This window comes from Stenotrophomonas beteli, assembly GCF_001431665.1.
GTDB classification, from domain to species: Bacteria; Pseudomonadota; Gammaproteobacteria; order Xanthomonadales; family Xanthomonadaceae; genus Stenotrophomonas; species Stenotrophomonas beteli.
In genome coordinates this window covers 82,551-106,002 of record NZ_LLXV01000019.1, presented here as the reverse complement: position 1 = coordinate 106,002, position 23,452 = coordinate 82,551, and the positions used below count along the sequence as shown (strand labels likewise).

The 23,452-nt window shown below is 68.3% G+C and carries 27 protein-coding genes; 4 read left to right on the top strand and 23 right to left on the bottom strand.

The features are described 5' to 3' along the window. Window positions 1–4: 4 nt before the first annotated feature. From gspE to ARC23_RS04035, 12 genes are all read right to left on the bottom strand, one after another. A complete protein-coding gene (gene gspE / locus ARC23_RS04090) occupies window positions 5–1,438 on the bottom strand; it encodes a type II secretion system ATPase GspE (RefSeq protein ID WP_080393009.1) in 1,434 nt (477 codons plus the stop codon). Continuing rightward, window positions 1,435–3,816, bottom strand: coding sequence for a type II secretion system secretin GspD (gene gspD / locus ARC23_RS04085; protein ID WP_057496054.1), 2,382 nt, complete (start codon window positions 3,814–3,816; stop codon window positions 1,435–1,437). The genes gspE and gspD overlap by 4 nt, the downstream gene beginning before the upstream one ends. Continuing rightward, window positions 3,813–4,340: a type II secretion system protein GspM gene (gene gspM, locus ARC23_RS04080; RefSeq protein WP_057496053.1), complete on the bottom strand. Its 528-nt coding sequence runs from the start codon at window positions 4,338–4,340 to the stop codon at window positions 3,813–3,815. The genes gspD and gspM overlap by 4 nt, the downstream gene beginning before the upstream one ends. After that, complete coding sequence (gene gspL, locus ARC23_RS04075) at window positions 4,337–5,500, bottom strand: type II secretion system protein GspL (protein ID WP_057496052.1); 1,164 nt, start codon at window positions 5,498–5,500, stop codon at window positions 4,337–4,339. Before gspL ends, gspM begins: the two co-directional genes overlap by 4 nt. Beyond that, window positions 5,497–6,402, bottom strand: coding sequence for a type II secretion system minor pseudopilin GspK (gene gspK / locus ARC23_RS04070; protein ID WP_057496051.1), 906 nt, complete (start codon window positions 6,400–6,402; stop codon window positions 5,497–5,499). The genes gspL and gspK overlap by 4 nt, the downstream gene beginning before the upstream one ends. Before the next feature lie 9 nt (window positions 6,403–6,411). After that, window positions 6,412–6,849 carry a type II secretion system major pseudopilin GspG gene (gene gspG, locus ARC23_RS04065; RefSeq protein WP_054171900.1) on the bottom strand — a complete coding sequence of 146 codons (438 nt, stop codon included), beginning with the start codon at window positions 6,847–6,849 and terminating at the stop codon, window positions 6,412–6,414. 57 nt (window positions 6,850–6,906) lie between these two features. Continuing rightward, window positions 6,907–7,491, bottom strand: a complete 585-nt coding sequence (locus ARC23_RS04060; protein WP_057496050.1) for a hypothetical protein — start codon at window positions 7,489–7,491, stop codon at window positions 6,907–6,909. Between the two features lie 120 nt (window positions 7,492–7,611). After that, window positions 7,612–8,163, bottom strand: a complete 552-nt coding sequence (locus ARC23_RS04055) for a hypothetical protein (protein WP_057496049.1) — start codon at window positions 8,161–8,163, stop codon at window positions 7,612–7,614. Between the two features lie 58 nt (window positions 8,164–8,221). Beyond that, window positions 8,222–9,202, bottom strand: coding sequence for a FecR family protein (locus tag ARC23_RS04050; RefSeq protein WP_057496048.1), 981 nt, complete (start codon window positions 9,200–9,202; stop codon window positions 8,222–8,224). 69 nt (window positions 9,203–9,271) lie between these two features. Further along, window positions 9,272–9,802 (bottom strand): RNA polymerase sigma factor, encoded by a 531-nt coding sequence (locus ARC23_RS04045; RefSeq protein WP_057496095.1) that lies wholly within the window; start codon window positions 9,800–9,802, stop codon window positions 9,272–9,274. 16 nt (window positions 9,803–9,818) lie between these two features. Next, window positions 9,819–10,499, bottom strand: a complete 681-nt coding sequence (locus tag ARC23_RS04040; protein ID WP_057496047.1) for a hypothetical protein — start codon at window positions 10,497–10,499, stop codon at window positions 9,819–9,821. A gap of 628 nt (window positions 10,500–11,127) precedes the next feature. Further along, entirely contained in the window at window positions 11,128–11,592 is a 465-nt protein-coding gene (locus ARC23_RS04035) for an Lrp/AsnC family transcriptional regulator (RefSeq protein WP_005413654.1), read from the bottom strand. 127 nt (window positions 11,593–11,719) lie between these two features. On the opposite strand from ARC23_RS04035, the gene ARC23_RS04030 reads away from it, so the two are divergent. The 4 genes from ARC23_RS04030 (at window position 11,720) to ARC23_RS04015 (ending at window position 14,963) form a co-directional block, all read left to right on the top strand. Continuing rightward, entirely contained in the window at window positions 11,720–12,451 is a 732-nt protein-coding gene (locus tag ARC23_RS04030) for an AzlC family ABC transporter permease (RefSeq protein WP_057496046.1), read from the top strand. Next, entirely contained in the window at window positions 12,448–12,762 is a 315-nt protein-coding gene (locus tag ARC23_RS04025; RefSeq protein ID WP_057496045.1) for an AzlD family protein, read from the top strand. The genes ARC23_RS04030 and ARC23_RS04025 overlap by 4 nt, the downstream gene beginning before the upstream one ends. Window positions 12,763–13,008: 246 nt before the next feature. Next, window positions 13,009–13,437: a PAS domain-containing protein gene (locus ARC23_RS04020; protein ID WP_057496044.1), complete on the top strand. Its 429-nt coding sequence runs from the start codon at window positions 13,009–13,011 to the stop codon at window positions 13,435–13,437. Further along, complete coding sequence (locus ARC23_RS04015) at window positions 13,434–14,963, top strand: diflavin oxidoreductase (protein ID WP_057496043.1); 1,530 nt, start codon at window positions 13,434–13,436, stop codon at window positions 14,961–14,963. The genes ARC23_RS04020 and ARC23_RS04015 overlap by 4 nt, the downstream gene beginning before the upstream one ends. A gap of 93 nt (window positions 14,964–15,056) precedes the next feature. Here ARC23_RS04015 and ARC23_RS04010 read toward each other — a convergent pair whose 3' ends face one another. The 11 genes from ARC23_RS04010 to moaA all read right to left on the bottom strand — a co-directional run bounded on the left by ARC23_RS04010 (window position 15,057) and on the right by moaA (window position 23,009). After that, entirely contained in the window at window positions 15,057–15,725 is a 669-nt protein-coding gene (locus ARC23_RS04010; RefSeq protein ID WP_057496042.1) for a sulfate/molybdate ABC transporter ATP-binding protein, read from the bottom strand. After that, the gene (gene modB, locus ARC23_RS04005; protein WP_057496041.1) at window positions 15,715–16,398 is read right to left on the bottom strand and encodes a molybdate ABC transporter permease subunit; all 684 of its coding nucleotides are present in this window, start codon (window positions 16,396–16,398) and stop codon (window positions 15,715–15,717) included. Before modB ends, ARC23_RS04010 begins: the two co-directional genes overlap by 11 nt. A gap of 3 nt (window positions 16,399–16,401) precedes the next feature. Further along, window positions 16,402–17,145, bottom strand: a complete 744-nt coding sequence (gene modA / locus ARC23_RS04000) for a molybdate ABC transporter substrate-binding protein (RefSeq protein WP_057496040.1) — start codon at window positions 17,143–17,145, stop codon at window positions 16,402–16,404. A gap of 22 nt (window positions 17,146–17,167) precedes the next feature. Beyond that, the gene (locus tag ARC23_RS03995; RefSeq protein WP_057496039.1) at window positions 17,168–17,944 is read right to left on the bottom strand and encodes a helix-turn-helix domain-containing protein; all 777 of its coding nucleotides are present in this window, start codon (window positions 17,942–17,944) and stop codon (window positions 17,168–17,170) included. Window positions 17,945–18,007: 63 nt separating this feature from the next. Continuing rightward, window positions 18,008–18,373 carry a hypothetical protein gene (locus ARC23_RS03990; RefSeq protein ID WP_057496038.1) on the bottom strand — a complete coding sequence of 122 codons (366 nt, stop codon included), beginning with the start codon at window positions 18,371–18,373 and terminating at the stop codon, window positions 18,008–18,010. Then, the gene (gene mobA / locus ARC23_RS03985; protein WP_057496037.1) at window positions 18,370–18,912 is read right to left on the bottom strand and encodes a molybdenum cofactor guanylyltransferase; all 543 of its coding nucleotides are present in this window, start codon (window positions 18,910–18,912) and stop codon (window positions 18,370–18,372) included. Before mobA ends, ARC23_RS03990 begins: the two co-directional genes overlap by 4 nt. Before the next feature lie 107 nt (window positions 18,913–19,019). Next, window positions 19,020–19,508 carry a molybdenum cofactor biosynthesis protein MoaE gene (locus ARC23_RS03980; protein WP_057496036.1) on the bottom strand — a complete coding sequence of 163 codons (489 nt, stop codon included), beginning with the start codon at window positions 19,506–19,508 and terminating at the stop codon, window positions 19,020–19,022. Window positions 19,509–19,511: 3 nt separating this feature from the next. Next, the gene (locus ARC23_RS03975; RefSeq protein WP_057496035.1) at window positions 19,512–19,772 is read right to left on the bottom strand and encodes a MoaD/ThiS family protein; all 261 of its coding nucleotides are present in this window, start codon (window positions 19,770–19,772) and stop codon (window positions 19,512–19,514) included. Then, a complete protein-coding gene (locus ARC23_RS03970; RefSeq protein ID WP_057496034.1) occupies window positions 19,772–21,025 on the bottom strand; it encodes a molybdopterin molybdotransferase MoeA in 1,254 nt (417 codons plus the stop codon). Before ARC23_RS03970 ends, ARC23_RS03975 begins: the two co-directional genes overlap by 1 nt. Then, window positions 21,025–22,020 (bottom strand): bifunctional molybdenum cofactor biosynthesis protein MoaC/MoaB, encoded by a 996-nt coding sequence (gene moaCB / locus ARC23_RS03965; RefSeq protein ID WP_057496033.1) that lies wholly within the window; start codon window positions 22,018–22,020, stop codon window positions 21,025–21,027. Before moaCB ends, ARC23_RS03970 begins: the two co-directional genes overlap by 1 nt. An 8-nt stretch (window positions 22,021–22,028) precedes the next feature. Further along, window positions 22,029–23,009: a GTP 3',8-cyclase MoaA gene (gene moaA / locus ARC23_RS03960; RefSeq protein WP_057496032.1), complete on the bottom strand. Its 981-nt coding sequence runs from the start codon at window positions 23,007–23,009 to the stop codon at window positions 22,029–22,031. Window positions 23,010–23,452 lie beyond the last annotated feature (443 nt).

Genomic DNA, 23,452 nt, shown 5'->3' with positions numbered 1-23,452 from the left:
CGCCTCAGGCGTCGCCAGTGACGCGCAGGATCTCTTCCAGCGTGGTCACCCCGCCGTCGACCCAGCGCTGGCCGTCTTCGCGCAGGTTGCGCATGCCGGCGCGCCGCGCAGCCTCACGCAGCGCAGGCTCGCCCTGCCCTTCGTGGATCAATGCACGCACACGGTCGTCCACCACGAACAGTTCGTGGATACCGGTACGACCGCGATAGCCACTGTTGGCACACGCCGGGCAGCCCACCGCACGCCACACGGTGCGGCCCTCGTCGTCCACCTCGGCACGCCGGCACTGCATGCACAGCCGCCGCACCAGCCGCTGTGCCAGCACGCCGCGCAATGAAGAGGCCAGCAGGAACGGCTCCACCCCCATGTCGGCCAGGCGGGTTACCGCCGAGATCGCATCGTTTGTGTGCAGCGAGGCCAGCACGCCATGCCCGGTCAGCGACGACTGCACCGCAATCTGCGCGGTCTCCAGGTCGCGGATTTCACCGATCATGATGGTGTCCGGGTCCTGGCGCAGGATCGCGCGCAACGCGGTGCCAAAGCTCATGCCGATGCGCGCGTTGACCTGGATCTGGCCGATGCCGGCGAAGTCGTACTCCACCGGGTCCTCCACCGTGAGGATGTTGCTGGTGCTGCTGTCGAGCTGGCCCAGTGCGGCGTACAGCGAGGTGGTCTTGCCGCTGCCGGTCGGCCCGGTGACCAGCACGATGCCGTGCGGCTGCCGGATCAGCCCGGTGAACGTGGCCAGCGTGTCATCGGCCATGCCGAGGCGCTGCAGCTGCAGGCGACCGGCATCCTTTTCCAGCAAGCGCAGCACGGCGCGCTCGCCGTGCGCGGTCGGTACAGTCGATACGCGGATGTCCAACGGGCGGCCGCCCACCCGGATCGCGATGCGTCCATCCTGCGGCAGGCGCTTCTCGGCAATGTCCAGGTGGGCCATGATCTTGATGCGTGATACCAGCGCCGCATGCAGCGCGCGACGCGGCTGCACCATGTCGCGTAGCGTGCCATCGACGCGGTAGCGCACCACCGAATGGGTCTCGAACGGTTCGATGTGCAGGTCGCTGGCGCCATCGCGTGCGGCCTGTGCCAAAAGCGCATTGATCATGCGGATCACCGGCGCGTCGTCCTGTGCATCCAGCAGATCGGTGACCTCCGGCATGTCCTGCATCAGCCGGTCCAGATCGACTTCGCTTTCGGCGGCGCCCACTACGGCAGCGGCATCGCCGCCGTCACGGTACTGCTCACCCAACCGCTGCTGCCAGGTCGCCGCATCCAGCGCCTGGAACGGCAGCGGGCCATGCCGGCGGCGCAGCTCGGCCACGGCCCACGCCGCAGTTTCGGCGGTGCCCAGCAACACGGGCTCGCCGCCCGCCTCGGTCAGCATCACGCCATGGCTTCGCACCCAGGCGTACGGCAGTGGCGGGGGGGCGCTCACGGCCCGATCACCAGTTCCGGCGTGTAGCCCAGCGCGCGCAACTGCTGCAGCGCCGGGTCCAGCGTCGCCGGATCGCGTGGCAATCGCACGCGCAGGCGTTGCCCGCTCTCGCCGGGCGTCGCTTCGGCATAGGCCTGCAGGCCCAGTGCCCGCACCTGTGCCACGCCCTGGCTGGCACGCGCCGGGTCCAGCCCCTGTGCGAACTGCACCAGCTGGGCATCGCCCTCGCCGGCCGGATACAACGCCGCCAGGCTGGTGTTCTGCAGCGGCTGGCCCTGCCCATCGCGCGCGTTGCCCTGGCCGAGCACAGACAAGTCCTGCGGTGGCAGCTGCGGCGCCGACAGCGCAGGCAAGGCCCAGCTCTGTACCGGCTGCGCGCTGGCCTGCGCGTTGCGCATGTAGTCGTAGCGGTCGCGGGTCAGACGCTGGCCGGCGGCGGGGTCGCGCACCACGTGCGGGCGCAGGAACACCATCAGGTTGGTCTTGGCACGCTTGCGGGTATCGCTGCGGAACAACGCGCCCAGCACCGGTATCCTGCCCAGCCCCGGCACCGCATCACGGCCATGGCTGACGCTGTCCTCCAGCAGGCCGCCCAGCACCATGATCTGGCCATCATCCAGCAGCACGCTGGTATCCAGGGCGCGCTTGTTGGTGATGATGCCGGCCGTACTGGTCGCGCTCTGCGCATCGATGCTGCTGACCTCCTGGTAGATGTCCAGCTTCACCGTGCCACCCTCGGAGATCTGCGGGCGAACGCGCAGCTTCAGGCCCACGTCCTCGCGCACGATGGTCTGGAACGGATTGTTGCTGCCGCCGCCACCATCGGTCACGTAGCGGCCGCTGACGAACGGCACGGTCTGCCCGACCATGATGCTGGCCGCTTCGTTGTCCAGCGTCATCAGGTTCGGCGTGGACAGGATGTTGGCGCCGCCCTTGCTCTGCAGCGCGTTGGCCAACGCCTTCATGTTGAGGATCTGGCCGACGCCGGGCAGGTTGATGGTGCCGTCGATCACGCCGATCTTCAGGCCATCCCTGGGCAGCACGTCCAGCGTGGTGCGCGCGGAGGTGTTCAAGCCGCTGCCGCCGGTGGCACCCCCGAAGTGCGTGCCGCCGAAGGTACGCCCATTGCCCAGCATCCATTGCACACCCAGCTCAGCCGCGTCGGTCTGGTTGACCTCCACGATCAGGCTCTCGACCAGCACCTGCGCGCGGCGCTGGTCGAGCTGGTCGATTACCCGCCTCAGGTTGCGGTACACCGGCTCCGGCGCCGAGATCAGCAACGTGTTGGTGGCCACATCGGCCTGCACCGAAATGCCGTTCTGGCTGAAGCTGGTACCACCGGCATCGATCGGGTCACGCCGGTTGGGGTCCAGCCGCTGTGATTCCAGCGCATTCCCTCCCGCCTTGGCCTGTTGCGGTTGCGACGGCTGCGTGGGCGTGGAACGGTTGGTGTCACCCGACAGTGGTGTGATGCCTTCATTGCTGCTCATTGCCGGTGCATCGCTCTGCCCGGCCACCACGCCCCGCAGCACGCCGGCCAACTGGTTGGCCTGGGCATTGCGCAGGTAGACCACATGCAGGTTGCCGGACTCGTCCTGGGCGCGGTCCAGCTTCTCCACCAGCTGCCGCGCCAGCCGCGTGCGACCGGGACTGCTGGAGCGCAGCAGCACGCTGTTGCTGCGTGGGTCGGCCATCACCACCACCTTCTGGCTGGTTTCGGCGCCCTGCGCGTCCAGCAGCGGCGCCACCATCGCCGCGACGTCCACGGCGATGCCCTGCTGCAGCTTCACCACATCGGTATCCATGCCAGCGGGTGTATCGACGCTGGTGATCACCCGCGCGATGCGCTCAAGGTTGTCCGCGTAATCGGTGATCACCAGGGTGTTGTTGCCCGGGTTGGCCGTGATCGGATTGTCCGGGCTGATCATCGGCCTCAGCACCGCCACCAGCGCGCCGGCGTTCTCGTAACGCAGCGCGAAGGTGCGTGTGACGATCTCGCCTCCTGCGCCGCCACCGCCGACGCGTCCACCAAGCAGCTTGGCGTCGGCCTGCGGCACCACCCGGCTGACGCCGCCGTTCTCGACCACGGCGAAGCCGCGCATGCGCAGTGCGCCCAGCAGCAACTGGTAGGCCTGGGTACGGCTGACCGGGCCATCGGAAACCACGGTCATCTTGCCGGTCACCCGTGGATCGACCAGGAACTGGCGCCCGGTGAAGCGCGCTGCCATGCGCAGCACGCCACCGATATCGGTATCGACCAGGTTCAACTGTACCGGCTCATCGTGGGCGTCCTGGGCCAGTGCCGCAGCCGGCGCGTGGGCCATGCCCACCATCAGTGCCAACGCGGTACTGCAGGCAAGGCTGCGCATCGCCTTCATGGATGGTCACCGGTAGCGAGCGCCATCACGATGTTTCCGGAAATCCGTGCCGCCGGCATGTTCGCATCCCCTGTGCGTGTCAATTGCAGCTGCTGCAGCTCGATGGCCGGGTCGGCCAGCAGCGGCAGCAGCCAGTTCCACAACGCGTCGGCGGGCACGGCCTGCACCTGCAGGTGCCAGCGTCCTTGGCGCGCTTCGACGTGCAGGCCATCGGCAAGACCGGCCGCCTTGATTCCATCGCGCAGCCCGGCCAGTGTCGGATGCTGGTCCTGCGCCAGCTGCTGGCGCTCACGGACGCGCAGCAGCGGTGCCAGTGCGCGCGACTGCGCCTGCAGCCGCGGCAGCTCTGCCTGCCAGTGCGCGCGCAGCTTCAGCAGCGGCTCCAGCCACAACAGCCACAGACCCGCCGCCAGCAGCGCCACCACCATCACCCACAGCATCAGCCGGTCGCGCGGTGGCAGGCGCAGCCAGCGCTGCTGCAGGCCCGCCAGTTCCCCGCCCAGTCGCAAGGTACGGGTCGTCACTGTCCAGCTCCGCTCACCCGCAGGCGTCCACCGGCGTCGCGCGCCAACTGCAGGCCCTGCGCCTGCAGCGCCTGCTGCCAGTGCTCAAGCCGCTGGGGATCATCGGCCAATGCCTGGGCAGCAGCATCCAGCTCCATGTCCAGCTGGCCCGATTGGTAGTGCAGGCTACGCACCTGCCCGGCCAGCTCCGGAACCGCCTGCAGCGTGCCGGCTACCTGACGCTGCAGCGGCGGCAACGGCGGCGCCGGCAGTGGCACGGCCAGTGCTCGCCTTGCCTGCAGCACCGGGTCCACCACGTCGGTGATTTCCGGGAAGCGTGCGCTGAACTGGCGTGCCATGTCCTGTTGCAGGACCTCGCCCTCACTTCGCCAACGCGAGAACTGCAGCTGCAGGCCGAGTGCAGCCAGCAGCACTGCCGCCACTGCCAGGCCGATCGCCAGCCGCGGTGCTTGTCGGCCTGTGCCGGGCAGCGGCAATGACCACCCCGGCAGAGGGCCACAGGCCTGCCGTTGATGCGCGAGGGCGGTGGCCGGCAGGCTGTCTGGCCACGTCGGCGGCACACCGTCGATCCACTGCACGGCTTGCACACCGGCCTGTTGCAGGCGCACGGCCAGCGCCTGCATCACCGCACAGGCGTCACGTCCGCCATACCATTGAACGAAACCCCGATCGCGCCCGCTGCGTACCAGCAGGTGCTCGCCGCTGACCTGCAGCGTGGCATGGGCGTCCTGCCAGGGCAGCAGCAGCGGCGTCGGATACAGTGCCTGCAGCCGCAGTGCACACGAAGCCAGCAGCTGCTGCGCCTGCAAAAGCGCCTGCTGACCCAGCCAGGCCACCGGAACCGTGCCGTCCGCCGCCTGCGCACCATGGGCCAGCGCTACCTCCTGCAGGTCATCCAGCAGCATCGCCTCTACCTCACCCTGCAGCGCCGACTGCAGGCGGCGCCCGGACAACGGTGGCAGCTGCAGTTCCAGCAGGATCAGGTCGTTCGGATCGAGGCAGGCATGCACCGCGGCCTGCGGATGCCGCAGGCCGAGCGCCGCCAGCGTGTCGCAACCGTGAGCCAGCACCTCGCCTTTGTGCAGCTGCGCCCAGTCCACCGCACTGTCGGCGCGCAGACGCTCGAGCACCGGCAGGCGCACCCGAAGCTGCACGTTCATGCGCCGATCCTCGTCCACACGCGTTGCACACGCACTCCTTCGTCGCGATACTCGCGCCAGAGCAGCGCGCGAAAATCAACCGCGCTGCCGTCGGCCTGCACCTGGCCGATGGCCAGGAACCACTCGCTATGGATACCCAGGGGAAGCATTGCCATCTGTTCGTTGCTCAGTTGGAGTCGGTTGGCGATGTCGCCACGATTGAGCAGCCAATGGCCAGCGTCACGCTCACCGAGCAGCGCCTGCAGCCGTGCCGGCTCGACCGCAGGCGTCACCGCCTGCAGAACGCTCAGATCGCTGGTGTTGGTGTTGACCAGGGTCTGCGCCGGCAACACCACGGTGCGCCGCGCCAGCGCACGCAACGCCGCCGGATCGGCACCCGGCAGCGCCTGTTCGATCAGCGATTCGCGCGGCAGCGGTGCCTGCGCCTGCATGTCGCCATCGCGCAGGCGCGCCTGGATGTGGTTCGCGGCCGATGCGCAGGCGCCCTGGCCCAGCCCCTGCCCGGCACACAACGCGATGAACGCGCGCCGCGCCTCGGGGTCCGGCCTGCCATGCGCCAGCAGGTTGCGCAGGTTGAACATCGACTGCGCATCGACCAGCTGCAGCTGCACCAGCAACGGCGTCTGCAGCTCCAATGGGCGTGCCCAGCGCCCGCTGCGCACCGTGGTCAGCTGCTCCTTCACATCCTCACGGAGCTGCTGCGCCGCACGCTCCAGCGTTGCGTCCACGGCCATGCGCACCTGTGCGCGCAGCTGCTCGCCACGCAGCGCACGTAGCTGGGCCGACTGCCGGGTCAGCAGCGCCGTGGCCATCACCGCCACCAGTGCTACCACCAGCAGCGCGACGATCACTGCCATGCCCCGTTGACGGGCACTGGAAACAGAACGCATCCGGGCTGACATCGGCCTGCCTCACAGCTGCCAGGAGCCGATGTCCGCGTTTCCGGCATCGCCACCGGGCTTGCTGTCCGCGCCCAGCGAGAACACATCGATGTCGCCATGGGTGCCAGGTATCTGATACTGGTACGGATGGCCCCACGGGTCATTCGGCAGACGATCCAGATAGGGCGTGACCGGCATCGCGCCACCGCCCTGCGGTGGCTTCACCAGCGCCTGCAGGCCCTGCTCGGCACTGGGATAGCGCCCGTTGTCCAGCTTGAACAGTTTCAACGCCTGCATCAGCGCCGCGATGTCCTGGCGCGCCGCGACCACGCGCGCCTGGTCGGGGCGGTCCATCAACCGCGGCACGATCAACGCGGCGAGAATGCCGATGATCACCACCACCACCATGATCTCGATCAGGCTGAAGCCCTGCTGCCGAGCTTTGCGACCACGAACCTGCCTTGCCATTGTTCCGCCCTCGTCATCCTGGAAGAGACCGCTGCGCCATGGTCAGCGGTGCATGTGTCAGTACGATAAACATCCGCCGGAAATCCGCTGCGCGTGTGCCTGTGCAGGCGCAACACGTGCAGCCGGGGCACATGCAGACGCGAACAGGTGCTGCGGCACGCTGGCCAGCGCATCGTCGATGCAGCCGCGCAGCAACGGGTGCGCGCAGGCCTGCAGCAGGCGCACGCATTGCATCGGCGACCACGCTGTTCCATGATCGAGGCCGATGAACATCCGGTAGGCCTGGTGATAGCGCAGGTCGTCATACACGCGCTGAGCACTGTTCAGATCGCGCATGACCACCAGCAGGGCTGCGCGTTGCAGCAGCCGCGCATCGCCCGCATCAAGCGGCAGCAGGCTCATGGCCGCTTCGGGCCAGGGGCGCAGCTGCAGGTCGAGGGTTTTTCGCAGCGCCACCAGCGGGTGCGCACTACCATCCAGTGCCGCCCAACGCGCCGCATCCGCCCAGGCGTCGCTGGACAGCACCCAGACCCACGAGCGCCCATAGCGCTGCACGTTCAACGGCGTGTGCCGTGCCTGCTCCAGTGACTGACTCAGGTGACGATCCAGCTCCAGCATGCTGATCCTGCGACTGTCTGCCATCGGCGCCGCCCGTGCTCCGTGACGCATGGTGCGTCGTACTCTGGAGAAGACGTCAGCAAGGCAGGCGAAGCGACAACGCGCATGCAGCGCTGTGCGCTGCGTGGCGCTTCATCGGCAACGTCATCGCAGCGTCATCTGCCTGCAGGCTTCGCGCTCCAGCCGCGGTGCTTCGCCCCCGCAACGGCGCGCCAGTATCGCCACATCGCTGCGCGCAGCGAACGCGGCCAGCGCATCGGTCATCTCCGCGTCATCGCACCATGATCCCATCGCCGCGCGCAGCGCCGGCAATTGCCAGCTGTCCATCACACCGTGGGTACCGGCCACGAACCAGTGCCAAAGTCGATGGTGCAGCACCTGCTCGTGCAGCTGCGCGAGATCGTCAATGCCATGGACCCCCATCAACAGCAGTGCGCGCGCGAGGACCGCCGGTGACAACGCGCCGGCTTCAGACAGGGGAAGCGCCTGCTGCTGCAGGCGCAGCAGCATCGCCAGCGGGTGCGACTGCGGATCGAAATCCAGCAGCACCGCCTGTTGCCGCCACTGCGCATCGGACACCACGCACACCCAAGGTGAGCCATAGCGATGCACCATCAACGGCCGTCGCTGCGTGGTTTCCAGCAGCGCCGACAGATTGCGACGCAGATCCAGCACACCGATGGTCTCGTTGCGCATCCTTGGCCTCTCCTCGCTTGCAACAGCCCTGCGCGGCGCGCACGGCCAGCGTCTTCATCTATCCAAGGACGGCAATGCCACCCGGAAAGCGACGCAGATCCAGCGACATCGTCAGTCGCAGCTGCTCCAGTGCCGCATCCGGATCATCAATGCGGAAGCGGCCGCTGACCGGCGCACGTGCCAACGCCGATTCTCCCAGCAGTATCTTTCCGCGGCGGTAACGGTTGATCTCCTCCACCACCTCGCGCAGCGGCGCCCGGCGGAACACCAGCATGCCTTCGGTCCAGGCACTCACTTCCGAGGCCACGGCTTCGGCCACCACGCCACTGAGGCGCTCGTCGTACCGGGTCTGCTGGCCCGCCTGCAGCTGCAGGCGGCCCTGCGGGTGCTCGATCCGGGTGCTGCCCTGCAGGCAGGTCACCCGTACCTGGCCGTGGGTGTTGCGCACGTCCAGGCGCACCGCACCTTCATCGGCAATCACGCAGCCCGCCCCCGCGAACAGGGCCAGGCGCAGGCCGGCCCGGGTTTCGATCGCGGCCTGGCCCTGCACCAGCTCGAAGCCGTCGCGCTGCGCGTCAGCGCGACGGCGCAGGCTGCTCTGCGTATCCAGTTCGATCTTCAGCTGCGGCGACGGCGCGATCTGCAGCCGCTCACCGGTACCGGTGTGGAAATCGGCAGCCATCGCCGTCACCGACGGCCACAGCCCCAGCGGAGGGCGAACCGCCGCCACCACCGCCAGGCTGGCCGGTGCGGCAATGGCTGCGCCGAGGAACGCGCGGCGGCTCCAACGCTGCACCTGCGTGGGAGCAACCGGTTGGCGCGCGGTGGCAGGCAGCTGCTCGCCGGCCAGGCGCACCAGCTCCCATTGCCGGCGCGCACGGCCAAACGCTTCGCGATGGCGCGGATCCGCCTCACACCAGGTACGGAACCTGCGCCCGTCGGCGGCGGTCGCCTCGCCCGAGGTCAGCCGCACCACCCACGCGTGCGCCTGACGCTCGACGGCATCCAGCGGGCGTTGCGGGCGATCGTCAGGATCCATGGGGGCTCATGCCGGACCCGCACGCTGCGGGGTTCTGCTCGGCGTCAAAGTGTAGACGGATGCCGTCGCTCAGAACCGCACCTGGCGCCCCTGCCCGTTGCGCTCGGCCAGGTAGTCCTGGGCCGCCTTCAACTCGCGCTGCACCAGCCGCAGCGACACGCCCAGGTGGTCGGCCACATCACGCTGCTGCAGCCCGTCGACACGGATCGCCAGCAGGATGCGGCGGCGACGCTCGGGCATGCGCTGCAGCAGGCCGACCATATCCTCCAGCGCGAAGTCCAGCTCGGCTGCCTGTGCCGGACCCGGCGCGGTGTCGGCCATGTCCATCAGCGCATCCACCTCTTCCAGGCTCAGCAGGCGGTGGTCGGCGCGTTGGCGGTCGATCACGGTATTCATCGCCATGCGCAGCAGATAGGCCGCGGGATTCTGCACCGCATCCAGACGACCACGGCGCGCACTCAGGCGCATCCATGTGTCCTGCAGCGCGTCGCCTGCCAGCTCTTCCGAGCCCAGCTTGCGCACCAGCCGGCGCTTCAGCTCGTCGTAGGCCCCCAGAAGGTGGTCCATCAGGTCAACTGCCCCAGCCGTACTGTTGCTCATGTTCGAATCCTTGAAGTCATGGAAGGGGCGCGCGCGCGCCACAGTCGTGGTCGGTGCCGGAAGGACGGATCTGCAGGGTCACCGGCTGCGTCAGCGCGGCGGCCTCTGTCGCCAGCACCAGGCCCTGCAGCGCCTGCAGCAAGCGTGCATCGCGGCGGGCACTGCCACTGCCGGACAGCAGCTCGGGCTCGCTCACCCGGCCCGCGCCGTCGATGCGGAAGCGCAGCGTCGCGGCGTAGCGGCCGGGCGCGATCTCCGGGTCGTCACAGAACGCCGCACGCAGCCGCTGCTGCAGCCCGCCATAGCGACGCCGACGTTCGGCCTCGGGGAGTTCGGCACCAACACCGGGTTCGGCCGCCGAGGACGTGCCCCGGCGCAGCACCACGCGCTGCGCGCCGATCACCTCGGCCTCGATACCGGAGTCCTGCAGCAGCACCTGCAAGGCAGGCAGCGGCGCCAGGCTGGCGCGCAGCGCATGGCTGCTGCGGCCCGCGGCCAGGTCGCCCGGGTACATCACCGACCACCCACTGATGACACTGAAGCGCTCGACTGCCTGTTCCAGCGGCTGCGCAGGGATGTCGTAGGCATGAACACCGTCCTGTGCGGCAACGGCAAAGGACAGCAGCAGCCACGCGACAATGGCCACCTTCCAAGTTCTGACCGCATGGTGTCCATTCAGCCCCCTGACGTAGAACACATGACCCTCGGCAGCGACAGCAGCTGCTGTGGACGCGTGGCACGACCGGAACCCCGGCCCGCGCGCGACCCGCAAGCGGGCTCAAACCGTACCGGGGCCACATGTCATTGCGATGACCGCCGCCACGGCCGGGCGTCGAGGCAGGCTCCGTGGAGCCAGTCACGCATCAGGAATCAATGAATCGAACAGACCACGCTATCTACGCGCGGGGGTCAGAGCCCGTTGCGAAGCAACGGGATCCGACCCCATGCCGACCCAAACGTGTCGACCAAGGTCGACACCTGCCAGGAGCAGTTCATGCCGTTCCGGCAGATCGCGGGAAACTGTCGAAGGCGGGGTGGGTCTGGTTGCAGGGGTGTCCGCGGCATGGATGCCGCGGCCAAGCCCCCAAGGGTGATTTGCTTGCGAAGCACTGCTTCGCAAGGGCCCGAACGCCCAGCCGCCAGCGGCTGGGCCGGACCGCGGAGCGGGGTTTAGGGCGTCCCCTGCAACCGGACCCACCCCGCCATCCCGCGGGGAATGCACGCTGTTGCTTCGGCTGTTGCTTCGGCTGTTGCTCCTGAGGTTGCCGGCCAGCGACCGGCACTACCCGCGGGCGCCGGGTGCAACCCGGCCGCACCACCATTCCTCAAAGCGGCAGCTGGGTCGTCTGCTTGATCCGCTGCATCGGAATCTCGGTCTTGGTGTTCTGCACCCCGGCAATCCGGTTCAGGTGCTGCATCTGGAACTGCCGGTAGGCATCAAGATCGGCCACCGCCACCCGCAACAGGAAATCGCAGTCACCAGCCATCAGATGGCATTCAAGCACTTCCGGGAAAGACTTGATGCTGTTGATGAAGTGATTGGTGGTGTCCTCGTCCTGCCCGCGCAGCCAAACCCGCACGAATACCGTGAAGCCTCGGCCCACCTTGGCCTCGTTCAGCAGCGCCACATAGCGGTCGATGTAGCCGCCCTCCTCCAGCAACCGCACCCGGCGCAGGCAGGCCGACGGCGACAGCCCGACCAGGCGAGCCAGCTCCAGGTTCTGCAGGCGGCCGTCGCGCTGCAGGGCGTCGAGGATGCGCCGATCGAGGTTGTCGAGCTGGTACTGCATGGAATTTCACCCTGGATGCCTTCAGCCGCATGGAATATCAATCATCCGGAATCAAGTGGCATCAACGCAACCCGATTTCGCGATCAGACCGCTAGCATGGGCCACCCCCGCTACGCTGTGCCGTTCCATGGACGCCCGTACCACCCTCCCCCTGCCCGCCACCTGCGATACCGCGCCGCGTGCCGAATTCCTGCGCGGCCTGCGCGCCGCCGTGCCGGTGATGATCGGCTTCATCCCCTTCGCCCTGGTGCTCGGTGCGCAGGCCGCCCAGAAAGGCCTGAGCGCACTGGAAGTACCGCTGATGACCGGCCTCAACTTCGCTGGCGGCTCGGAGTTCGCCGCCGTCGAACTGTGGACCTCGCCACCGCACATTGCACTGATCGTGGCCATCACCGCGCTGGTCAACAGCCGCCACCTGCTGATGGGCGCCAGCCTGGCCCCGCTGCTGCAGCACCTGCCGCGCCGCCGGGTGCTGCCGGCGCTGTTCTTCATGTGCGACGAAAGCTGGGCGATGGGCGTGGCCGATGCGCGCCGGCGCGCGCTTGGCTTCAGCCTGGCCTATTACCTGGGCGTGTCGGCCGGCCTGTACACGGTCTGGGTGGCCTGCACCGCACTCGGCGCGATCATCGGGCCGCTGCTGGGCGACGTCCACGCCTATGGCTTCGACATGGCCTTCCCCGCCGTGTTCCTGGTGCTGCTGCGCGGCATGTGGCAGGGCATGAAGGCCGCGCGCCCGTGGCTGGTCAGCCTGGCGGTGGCCGCAGCCACCTGCCTGCTGATCCCGGGCGCGTGGTATGTGGCCAGCGGTGCCCTGGCCGGCCTGGCCGCGGCCTGGCTGCTGGCGGAGGACGCAGCATGATCTTCAACGGCCTGATCCACTGGACCTCGGTGCTCACCATCGTGCTGATGGCCGCCGCCACCTACCTGACCCGCATCGTCGGTTTCCTCGCGCTGCGTAACCGCACGTTGAGCAAACGCGCGGTGACGGTGATGGAAGCCGCGCCAGGCTGCGTGCTGATCTCGGTGATCGCCCCGGACTTCGTCGCCGACAAGCCGGCCGACCTGGCCGCACTGGCGATCACCCTGCTGGCCGCCACGCGGCTGTCGATGCTGCCGACGGTGCTGATCGGCGTGGTCTCGGCGGGGGTGTTGCGCTATCTGATGGACTGAGGCCCTCGCCTTTTCAGTAGAGCCGAGCCCACGCTCGGCTTCTCGCAAGCCCGTTTGCCGCATAAGCCGAGCATGGGCTTGTATGTTCCTCCCGGCTCGGCTCTACAGAGAACCTCCCTGCGACACCCGGTCGCAGGCCTTCGCGCCACGCGCTTGACCAATGTCAAACCCACCACCGCCGCGCGGGCGTATTCCTATGCAGGACCCGAACACGCCGGCGCGGCCGGCATCCACAAGGACCCTGCGATGAGCTATACCCCCGACACCGCCCAGCTGCTGAACGCCATGCAGAACGTCATGGTGATCTCCACCACTGACCTGCAGGGCAACATCACCTACGCCAACGACCTGTTCTGCACGCTCACCGGCTTCGCCCGCGAGGAACTGATCGGCCAGCCGCACAGCATCGTGCGCCACCCGGACGTGCCCAAGGCCGTCTACAAGGACATGTGGGACACCATCAAGGCCGGCAAGACCTGGACCGGCATCGTGCCCAACCTCGGCAAGGGCGGCGTGCTCTACGTGGTCGACACCACCGTGCAGCCGCTGTTCGACGCCGATGGCAACATCACCTCGTACATCAGCATCCGCCGCGTGGTGAACGACCTGATGCAGAACTACGACCTGGTCGAGTTCAGCAAGGAAAAGTTCGACGACTTCTACGAGGCCGCGTGAACGCGCTCCCGACCAGTACGCCCTTCAGTCGCCTGCTGGTGGCCTTCGCGTCCGAGTCGGGCAATGCCCGCGCCCTGGCCCAGCGCCTGGGCGTGGACCTGCAGCCGCACGCGCCGCAGGTGCTCCCGTTCAACGACATCGACGTGGCCAGTCTGGGCCACGGCGATGTGCTGCTGGCGATCTCCAGCTCCTTCGGCGATGGAGAACCGCCGGCCAACGGCGAGCAGTTCTTCGAAACACTGCGCCAGACCCCGACGCTGAGCGGCCTGCGCTATGCAGTGTTCGGCCTCGGTGACACCGGCTACCCCAGTTTCTGCGGCTTCACCAAGGCGCTGGATGCTGCGCTGCGCGCGCGCCAGGCGCAGCCACTGCTGCACCGCGTGGACGCCGACCTGGGCTACGAGCAGTTCTTCCAGCAATGGCAGCCGGTGCTTGGCCAGGTGCTGAACGGCAACCTGAGCGCTGGCCAGGACCTGCACCTGCAGGTCACCGCCTATGGCGAAGACAATGCGTTTGCCGCCCCCGTTCTCGAACGGCGCCGCTTGAACAGCAGCGACCCAGCGGCGTGGCATCTGCAGCTGGACATTGCCGGCAGTGGCATGGCCTACCGCGCCGGCGACACCCTGCACGTGGTGCCGGAGAACGACCCTGCCCTGCTGCGGGCATTGGCCGCCTGGTACGGCGACACCGCCGCCGTGGCCGCCCTGCACGACCGCGAGCTGCGCCTGCTGGGCAGGAGCGTGCTGCGCGAACTGGCCAGGCTCAGTGGCAGCGAGGCGCTGAAGGGCCTGCTGAAGGTCAGCCAGAAGCGCGAGCTGGACGCCTACCTGCACGGCCTGGACCTGCTGGACGTGCTGCAGGACCACGCCACGCGGGACAGCGTGCCGCTTGCCCGGCTGCGCGAACTGCTGTCACCGCGGCTGCCGCGCGCCTATTCGATCGCCTCGCACCCGTGCGACGACCAGCTGAGCCTGTGCGTGCGCGAAGTGCGCTACACCCTGCGCGGCCGCGAGCGCTTCGGCACTGCCACCGGCAGCCTGCTGCATGGCGGCGACCATGCCCGTGTGTACTGCCGTTCCAACCCCGGCTTCCACCTGGCCGATACTGGCCAGGCGCCGCTGTTGCTGGTCGGCACCGGCACCGGCATCGCGCCCTTGATGGGCCTGCTGCAGGAGCTGCAGGCCAGTGCCTGCGAACGCGAAGTGCATCTGGTGTTCGGCGAGAAGCACCGCCAGCACGATTACCTGTACCGCGAACAGCTGCAGGACTGGCATGCGCGCGGCGTGCTGGCCGGCCTGCATACCGCGTTCTCGCGCGATGGTGCCGAAAAGGTCTATGTGCAGCACGTGCTGCAGCAGCGCGCCAACGAGGTGCGTGATGTACTCGCCCGCGGCGGGCATGTGTACCTGTGCGGCAACAAGCGCCACCTGGAATGCGCGGTGCGCGAGGCCATCGACGCCGTCGCCGGTGCAGGCCAGTGGGACGCGCTGCGGGGCGAAGGCCGCACGCACTGCGAGTTGTATTGATCTGGCGATCCTGTAGAGCCGAGCCCACGCTCGGCTGCTTTTCGCGACACCGCCAGCGGCAGCCGAGCATGGGCTCGGCTCTACAACCGCAGGTCAATCGCTGACGATGCGGCCGTCCACCATGCGCGCCACCTGCTGGCCGAACATCGCCACATCCTGCGGGTCGTGGCTGATCAACAACAACGGGATGCCGGTCTTGTCCAGCACCGTTTCCAGTTCCTGGCGCAGGTGCTGGCGAAGATCATGGTCCAGTGCGGAAAACGGCTCATCCAGCAGCAACGCCTGCGGCTGCGTCACCAGGGCGCGCGCCAGCGCGGTACGCTGGCGCTGGCCGCCGGATATCTGTGATGGCAGCAGATCCCCCACCGTGTCGATGCGGAATGCGTGCAGCCACTGCTCCACTGCGTCGAAGCGCTGGCCCACGCGCGGATTCAACCAGCCCTTCTGCAGCCCGAACGCCACGTTCTGGCGCACGCTCAAATGCGGGAACAACGCGTAGTCCTGGAACACATAACCCAACCGGCGGCACTGCGGTGGCAGATCCACACCGGCGGCCGCATCGAACAGCGCCTGCCCTCGCACGCGAACATGCCCCCGCCCCGGCCGCAGCAGTCCGGCCACCGCCTTCAGGGTCAGGCTCTTGCCGGCGCCCGAGGGTCCGAACAGCACCACCTGCCGCTGCGTGCACTGCAGCGCGACGTCCAGCACGAATTCCTGGCCTGCGGCCTGCAGGCGACGCTGCACCTGAAGGTCAAGCCACATCGCGCAGCTCCCGGCGACGCCCGCCCACCAGCCGCGCGGCCAGCAACAGGATCACGATGCACACCACCGAGGTCAGGATCACCAGCGCATTGGCCTTGCCATCCTGGCCGGCCTGCACCGCATCGTAGATGGCGATCGACAGCGTCTGCGTCCGGCCGGGAATGCTGCCCGCCACCATCAGCGTCGCGCCGAATTCGCCCATCGCGCGTGCAAACGCCAGCAACAGGCCGGCAAGAATGCCGCGCCACGCCAGCGGCAGCGTGATGCGGAAGAACAGCGCGGCTTCGGACACACCGAGCGTGCGCGCGGCCTGTTCCAGCTGCCCGTCCACTTCTTCGAACGCCGCGCGTGCAGGCTTGAACACCAACGGAAACGACGCCACCGCCGCCGCGATCACCGCGGCCTGCCAGGTGAACACCAGGTTGATGCCAAACCACGACTGCAGCCACGCGCCGACCGGGCCGTTGCGGCCGATCAGCACCAGCAGGTAGTAGCCCAGTACCGTCGGCGGCAGCACCATCGGCAGGGTCAGCAGCGAATCCAGCAGTTCACGGCCAGGAAAGCGCCGACGCGCCAGCAGCGCGCCCAGTGCCACGCCCAGCACCAGATTGATCGCGGTGGCCCAGCCGGCCACCTTCAGCGACAACCCCAGGGCGGTCCAGTCCAGATCCATGCCTCAGGGGGTGCCGAACCCATGTTTGGCCAGGATCGCCTGGCCCTGCGGCGAACGCACGAAGGCAGCGAAGCGCCTGGCCTCTGTGGGCTGCGTACTGGCCCTGGTCACCGCCAGCGGATAGGCGATGCGTCCCGCCACCGGCACCGCGAAGGCACGGCGCACCCGGTCGGGCATCGCCTGTGCATCGGTGGCATAGACGAAGCCGGCGTCCACTTCACCGCGCGCCACGTAATCCAGCGACTGGCGCACGTTCTGCGTGGTGATGATCCTGACCTGCACCGACGGCCACAGGCCTGCCGCTTCCAGCGCGCCCTTGGCATAGCGGCCGACCGGTACGCTGTCCGGGTTGCCCAGCGCGATGCGCTGCACACCGTTGCCGGCCAGATCCTTCAGCGTGCGCGGCGCAGCCCTGGCCTGCGGCGGCACCACCACCCACAGCGCGTTCACTGCGAATACCTGGCGGGTTCCAGCCGCCAGCAGATCCTGCTGCTGGGCCTGCTCCATCGTGGTTTCATCGGCCGAGGCGAACACATCCACCGGCGCACCGCGGCTGATCTGCTGCAGCAGCACGCCGGAGGCGGCGAAGTTGAAATCGACCCTGGTCTCCGGGTGTGCCTTCTCGTAGGCCGCGCCCAGCTCGCGGAAGCTCTCGGTCAGGCTCGACGCGGCCGAAACGGTCAGCGTGGCCGCCCAAGCCGGCACCGTGGCCAGCAGTCCCAGCAACAACAGTCCCGCTCGCATCATGGGTCGGCCCTCGGTTGCCTGATCAGTCCAGTCCGGATTCCCGGGCCACGGCCAACGCCGCCAGCCGTTCGGGTTGCAGCAACAGCATCTCACGTTGATTGACGGCAATCACACCCTCGTCGCTCAACCGCCGCAGCACCCGGCTCACCGTCTCCGGCGCCATCCGCAGGTAGTTGGCGATCTCGGTGCGGGCCATGCTCAGGTTGAAGCGGGTGGCCGAGAATCCACGCCGGGCATAGCGCTGTGAAAGATCCAGCAGGAACGTCGCCATGCGCTCCTCGGTGCGATGGTTGGCCGCCAGCGTGGCCACCTTGCCGATCTCGGCGCTGAGCAGGCTGAACAGCCGCGCCTGCAGCCCCGGCATGCGGGTGGCCAGCAGGCTCAATCGCGGAAACGAGATCCGGCACAGGTAAACGGTATCCAGCGCCACGGCATTGCAGGGGAAGCGCGCGCCGTGGATGGCATTGAGCCCGATCACCTCGCCCGGCAGGCTGAAACCCAGCACCTGTTCGTTGCCCTGGCTGTCATCGACAAAGGTCTTGACCACGCCGGCACGCACCGCGGCGATCGAGTCGAACGGATCGCCCGCACGGAAAAGATAGTCACCGGCCTGGAACGGGCCGACGTGGTCGACCAGCACATGCAGCTCGCCCAGCGCGGTCTTGTCATAGCCCTGCGACGTGCAGGCATCGGAGAACGCGCAGGTGCTGCAGAAGCGCAGCGCATCACCGTCGTCGGCCGCCGCCGGATTGGGCGTGGCGGGCCGGGACGGAGCGGGGACAGAGCGATTCAGGGGCATTGCCGCGACGCAGGAACGAAGGCCCCCATCATACGACAGCGTGCCACCCACCCCTGCACGCACCTACTCCGGTGCGCGCTCTGAACGCCGATGCGGGCCCCGCTGGCGCACGCTGTCGCGCACGTCCACGTCGAACTGGAGCTGCAGCAGGCTGTCGTCATCCAGTGCAATGCCAAAGCCCAGCCCATCGCGGCACGGCAGCCGCCCCGCCAGCGCTTCAACCGCCGCACGCGGCAGCACCAGCCGGCAGAACGTGCCACCGTCGAGCAGCACCGCCTGCTCCCCGGCATGCAGTGACAGCGCGACGCCCCAGCCGCCACTGCCGCCGAAGCGGGTCAGGTTCTCCAGCGACTCACCGGCCAGCAGCCGCGCCAGCTCCTGTTCATCCACGCGCAGGCGCATCGATTGCTGTTGCAGCTGGACTTTCATGGTGCGATGGACTCCCACTCCGACGGGGTATTGCAGTTGAGCAGCAGAGCATGATCCTCCGCGGCCAGAGGCAGCCGGGTCACACCCAGGCGTTCCTGCAACGCGCGCAGTGAACGGCGCGCCATCGGATCTTCAATCAGCTCCTGCAGCACGCGGCGGCAATGATCATCGATCTGCAGCCGCATCGGCAACGGTTCGCCGTCGAACATAGCGCAGGCAGTGTCTTCTGCCAGGCGCAGTCGCTGCAGCAGTGCCGGGCTCAGTTGTGGCGTATCCACCGGCACCACCCACGCCGGCCCGTCAGGCATCTGCATTGCCACGCTGTAGAGTCCGCCCAGTGGTCCGCAGCGCGCAACCCGATCCGGGATGCCGCCAAACGCCGGATAGTCACCGCTCACCCAGACCCGCCTGGCACCGGCCTGCAGCAACAGCCCGCGCATATGTTCCAGCAGCGTGTGCCCCTGCCACGGCAGCAGCGCCTTGTCGCGGCCCATGCGGCTGGACAGGCCGCCAGCCAGCACGATGCCGTTGATGCTCATCGCTGTAGAGCCACGCCAGGCGTGGCTGTGCCGGCCGGGTTCATCGGGAAAGCCCTAGCCACGCATGGCGTGGGTCTACTGCACCCGGCGCCCCCCGAAGGGCGTGGTCAATGCCCGTGGCCATGGGCGTGCGAAGCTTCGCTGTCGGCATGGCACAGGCTGCAACCTTCGCTCCACTGGCTGTCGCCGTCCTCGTAATGCTCCTGCTTCCAGATCGGGCACTGGTGCTTGACCACCTCGATCAACTGCCGACAGGCCCGGAACGCCTCGTCGCGGTGCGGGCTGCCGGCGGCTACCACCACCGCCACATCGCCGATGCCGAGCCGGCCCTTGGCATGCGCCACATACAGCTTCAGCTTCGGCCCGAACGCGGCCTCGACCTCGGCGGCCAGGCGCTTGAACTCGTTCAGCACCAGCGGCTCGAACAGATCGTAAGTGATCCCGGTCACCCGCCGGCCCACATTGACGTCACGCACCTTGCCGATGAACACGTCGATGCCGCCGAAGCCAGGATCGGACACTGCCGCGATGCCCTCGGCCGGATCGATCGCCGCCTGTGCGCGATCCACGACCTTGGCGATGATCATCTCACTCATCGCTCAGCCTCCGCTCACCGGCGGCAGGATCGCCACCCGGCCATCGTCGGGCAGCGCGTCATGGTCGCGCAGCACGCGTTGCTGGTCGGCGAACGCCGAGTAGTCGAGCAGGCCCGCACGGAAATCCGGCCAGCGCACCGGCAGCAGCTCGCGCAGCGCCTGGCGCAGATCGGCCACGGTGCCGCCAACCATCTCCACCGCGATCTCGCGGCTGGCATCCAGATCGGAAAACGCACCGAACAACTGCAGATTCACCTGTCTCATCATGACCCCTGGCTCGCCAGCTGCACCGGATCATGATGCCCCCAACCCTGCACCCGCACCAGCGTGCCGGCGGCCGCCAGGTCGCCCTCGCCTTCCAGCACCACCCAGGCATTGGCCTGCAGCATGGACATCAGACGGAACGACTCCTGCCCGGCCAGCACACGCGCACTCAGCTGGCCCTGCGCATCCACTTCCACCCGCGCCCGCGCGTGGAAGCGCAGGCCGGGCGGCGTGCGCACATCGGCCTGCAGCGGCAACGTCAACACCGGCTCCGGTGCCAGCCCCAGCAGGCGGCGCAGCACCGGTTCGACGAAGAAGCGCTGGCCCACCGCTGCCGACACCGGGTTGCCCGGCAGGCCGAAGTACAGCGTGCCATTGGGCAGCACCGCAAACAGCAACGGCTTGCCCGGGCGGATCGCCACCTTGTGGAACACGATGCGCGCACCCCGGCCGCGCAGCGCGTCGGGAATGAAATCGTAGCGGCCGGCCGACACCGCGCCGGTGCTGATCAGCAGCTGCGCACCGGCAGCCAGCGCTTCATCCAGTACCGCATTGAACGTGGCCACGTCGTCGCCCACCGTGCCCTGCCATACCACTTCGGCACCGGCGGCCTGCAGGCGGCCAACCAGATACGGCCGGTTGCTGTCACGAATCTGGCCGGACTCCAGCGTCTGCGCCGCCTCGGTCACCAGCTCCTTGCCGGTGGCGATCACCGCCGCCTTCGGCCGTGCCACCACCGCCACTTCACCCACGCCGATGGCATGCAGCAGGGTGCGCGCATTGATGTCCAGCACTTGCCCGGCCTGCAGCACGCGCTCGCCGTCGCTCACATCCTCGCCGCGCAGGCGCACGTTCTGGCCCGGCTTTACCGTGCCCTTCAGGGCAATGCGGGTCGGGCGTCCTTCTTCGCTGGCGAGGATCGTCACATTCTCGACCGGCACCACCGTATCCAGCCCAACCGGCATGCGCGCACCGGTCATGATTTCCCAGGCGCCCTCGCCGCCTTCGGCGCCGGCATCGCCTGCTGCCTGCCAGCCCTGCACGGCAAATTCGGTACCGGCTTCGAACGTCGCGCCGTTGGCGCGCAGCGCGAAGCCGTCCATTGCCGAATTGTCGAACGGCGGCAGCGACTGCCCACTGATGATGTCACCGGCCAGAGTGCGGCCGCCGGCCTCATGCAGCGGCAGATGTTCGGCCGGCAGCGGCGTGGCCGCGTCCAGCAGGTGCTGCAAGGCCTCGCTGTAGGCAATCATCAGTGGCCATCCCCCTCGACCATCGCCAATGCGTGGCCGAGCACCGGCGCCAGGATGTCCAGGCACTGCGCCGCCGCCTTCGGGCTGCCGGGCAATGCGAACACCAGCATGTTGCCCAGCTGCACCACCTCGGCGCGGCTCAGCCAGGCCATCGGCGTGTGCTGTGCGCTCAGCGCACGCACCATCTGCGCCAGGCCGTGCACCGGCCGCGCGTTCAAGGAACGCAGCGCCTCCGGGGTCAGGTCACGCGGGCCCAGCCCGGTACCGCCCGTACACAGGCACAGGCGGACGCCCTCGGCGGCCAAGGCCTGCAGGCGGCTGGCCAACGGCTCGATGCCATCGGGCAGCACTTCGGCGGCCACCACCTCGCCGCCCAGCTTCTTCAGCCCGGTCACCAGGGTCGGGCCAGAGATATCTTCATAACTGCCTTCGCTGGCGCGATCGCTCAGCGTGATCACCGCGCAGGCCGCACCTTCCAGCCCCTTCGGCGCACGCGGCTTGAAACGCGCGCGCTCGGCTTCGTCCATGCCATCCGGGTGCAGCCAGACACCACGCTTGCCGCCTTCCTTGAACAGCAGGCGGATGCCTTCGATGCGCAAGGCTGGTTCCACCGGCTTGCTCAGGTCGTACAGGGTCAGCAGCGCCGCGTTGACCCCGGCCAGTGCCTCCATCTCCACGCCGGTGCGCGCCTCGCTTGCGCACTCGCACCACACGCGGATCGCCTGCCGCTCCGGCACCGGCGCGCAGAACACCTGCACCAGTTCCAGCGGCAGCGGGTGGCACAGCGGCATCATCATCGAGGCCATCTTGGCGCCCTGCAGGCCGGCAATCTCTGCCATCACCAGCGCATCGCCCTTGGGCAGGCGACGCTCGACAATCAGCGGATAGGCCACCGCACCGGCATGCAGCTCGCCCACCGCCACCGCACGGCGGCGGCTGATGCGCTTGTTGCGGACATCGGCCATGTGGAAGGCCGCATTCAATTCCCCACTCATCGTGTTGCTCATCCTCCGATGGAGGCCAGGTGCGGGGTCAGCCCGGTCTGGCCCTGGTGCAGTCCATGCCCGGCCGCTTTCAGGCCAAGCTGGGTGGTGATGCGTGCCAGCAGCGCGTCGTGGTCCTCATCGCGCTGCAGCAGCGGGCGCAGCGGCACGCCGAACTCGCCGAACAGGCACAGCCGCAGGTCGCCCTTGGCGGTCACCCGCAGGCGGTTGCAGCCCTTGCAGAAGTCACGCGAATACGGGGCGATGATGCCGATGCTGCCGCGATGCTCCGGGTGCACGAACTCCCGCGCCGGGCCGGCATCGGCCGCGCGCTGGCGCTCGTGCCAGCCAGCGGCCAGCAGCTGTTCGACCACCACGTCGGCGCGCAGGTGGTGGCGCTGGAAATAGGCTTCGTTGTCGCCGGTGCGCATCAGCTCGATGAAGCGCACGCTGAAGGGCCGGTCACGCAGGTAGTCCATCCACTGCGGCAGCTCGTCGTCGTTCAGGCCACGCAGCAGCACCGCGTTGAGCTTGATCGCCGGCAGGCCCAACGCCTGCGCCAGGGCCAGGCCCTGCTGGATCTCCGGCACGCGGTCGTGGCCGGTGATGGTGTGGAAACGCTCGCGTTGCAGGCTGTCCATGCTCACGTTCAGCGCGGTCAGCCCGGCCCGGTGCCAACCCGGCAGGCGCCGCGGCAGCAGTGTGCCGTTGGTGGTGATGGCCACCTTGCGGATGCCCGGCACCGCCGCCACGGTGGCGATGATCTCGTTCAGATCCTTGCGCAGGCTGGGCTCGCCACCGGTCAGGCGGATCTTGCTCATCCCCAGCGCCGCAAAGGCCCGCACCAGGCGGCGGATCTCATCCACCTGCAGGAAGCGCGGGCGGCCATCGGCCTGGTACCCGTCGGGCAGGCAGTAACTGCACCGGAAATTGCAGGCTTCGGTGAGTGACAGGCGCAGGTACGGGAAGCTGCGTCCGAAGCTGTCGGTGAGTTGGCTCATGGCTGTTCCGCCTCCTGGTACCACCGTGCAGCCCTGCCCCTGAACGGGTTGTCGACCCCAACCCGCAGAGTGCGCTGGGGCGCTGAAAGCGTCAACCCGGAAAGCGCGCAGCCAGAATTTGCACCCGCTGTCGCGATAGATCCTCCGCGTCCGTCCCGTTCGCCGTGACAACCTGGACGCCTTCTGATTGCGATGCACGTGTTGAACACACTCGGTCGGCCCTTCCTTTGCCGAAGACTCGAAAGACGGCATGGCTCCGCCATCATGCCGTCGTTGACCTAAGCGGACAGCGGCCCGGTAAGCGCTGCAGCGCAGGCGCAGCGACCTCACGCACCATGACTTCCTGCACAGGGAGTCGGTGTTATACCTCACTACCTTACCAGCACGACCTGTCGCGAGGTCGGCAGGCTGCGGCGCTCCGCTGCAGACCTGACCCATATGAA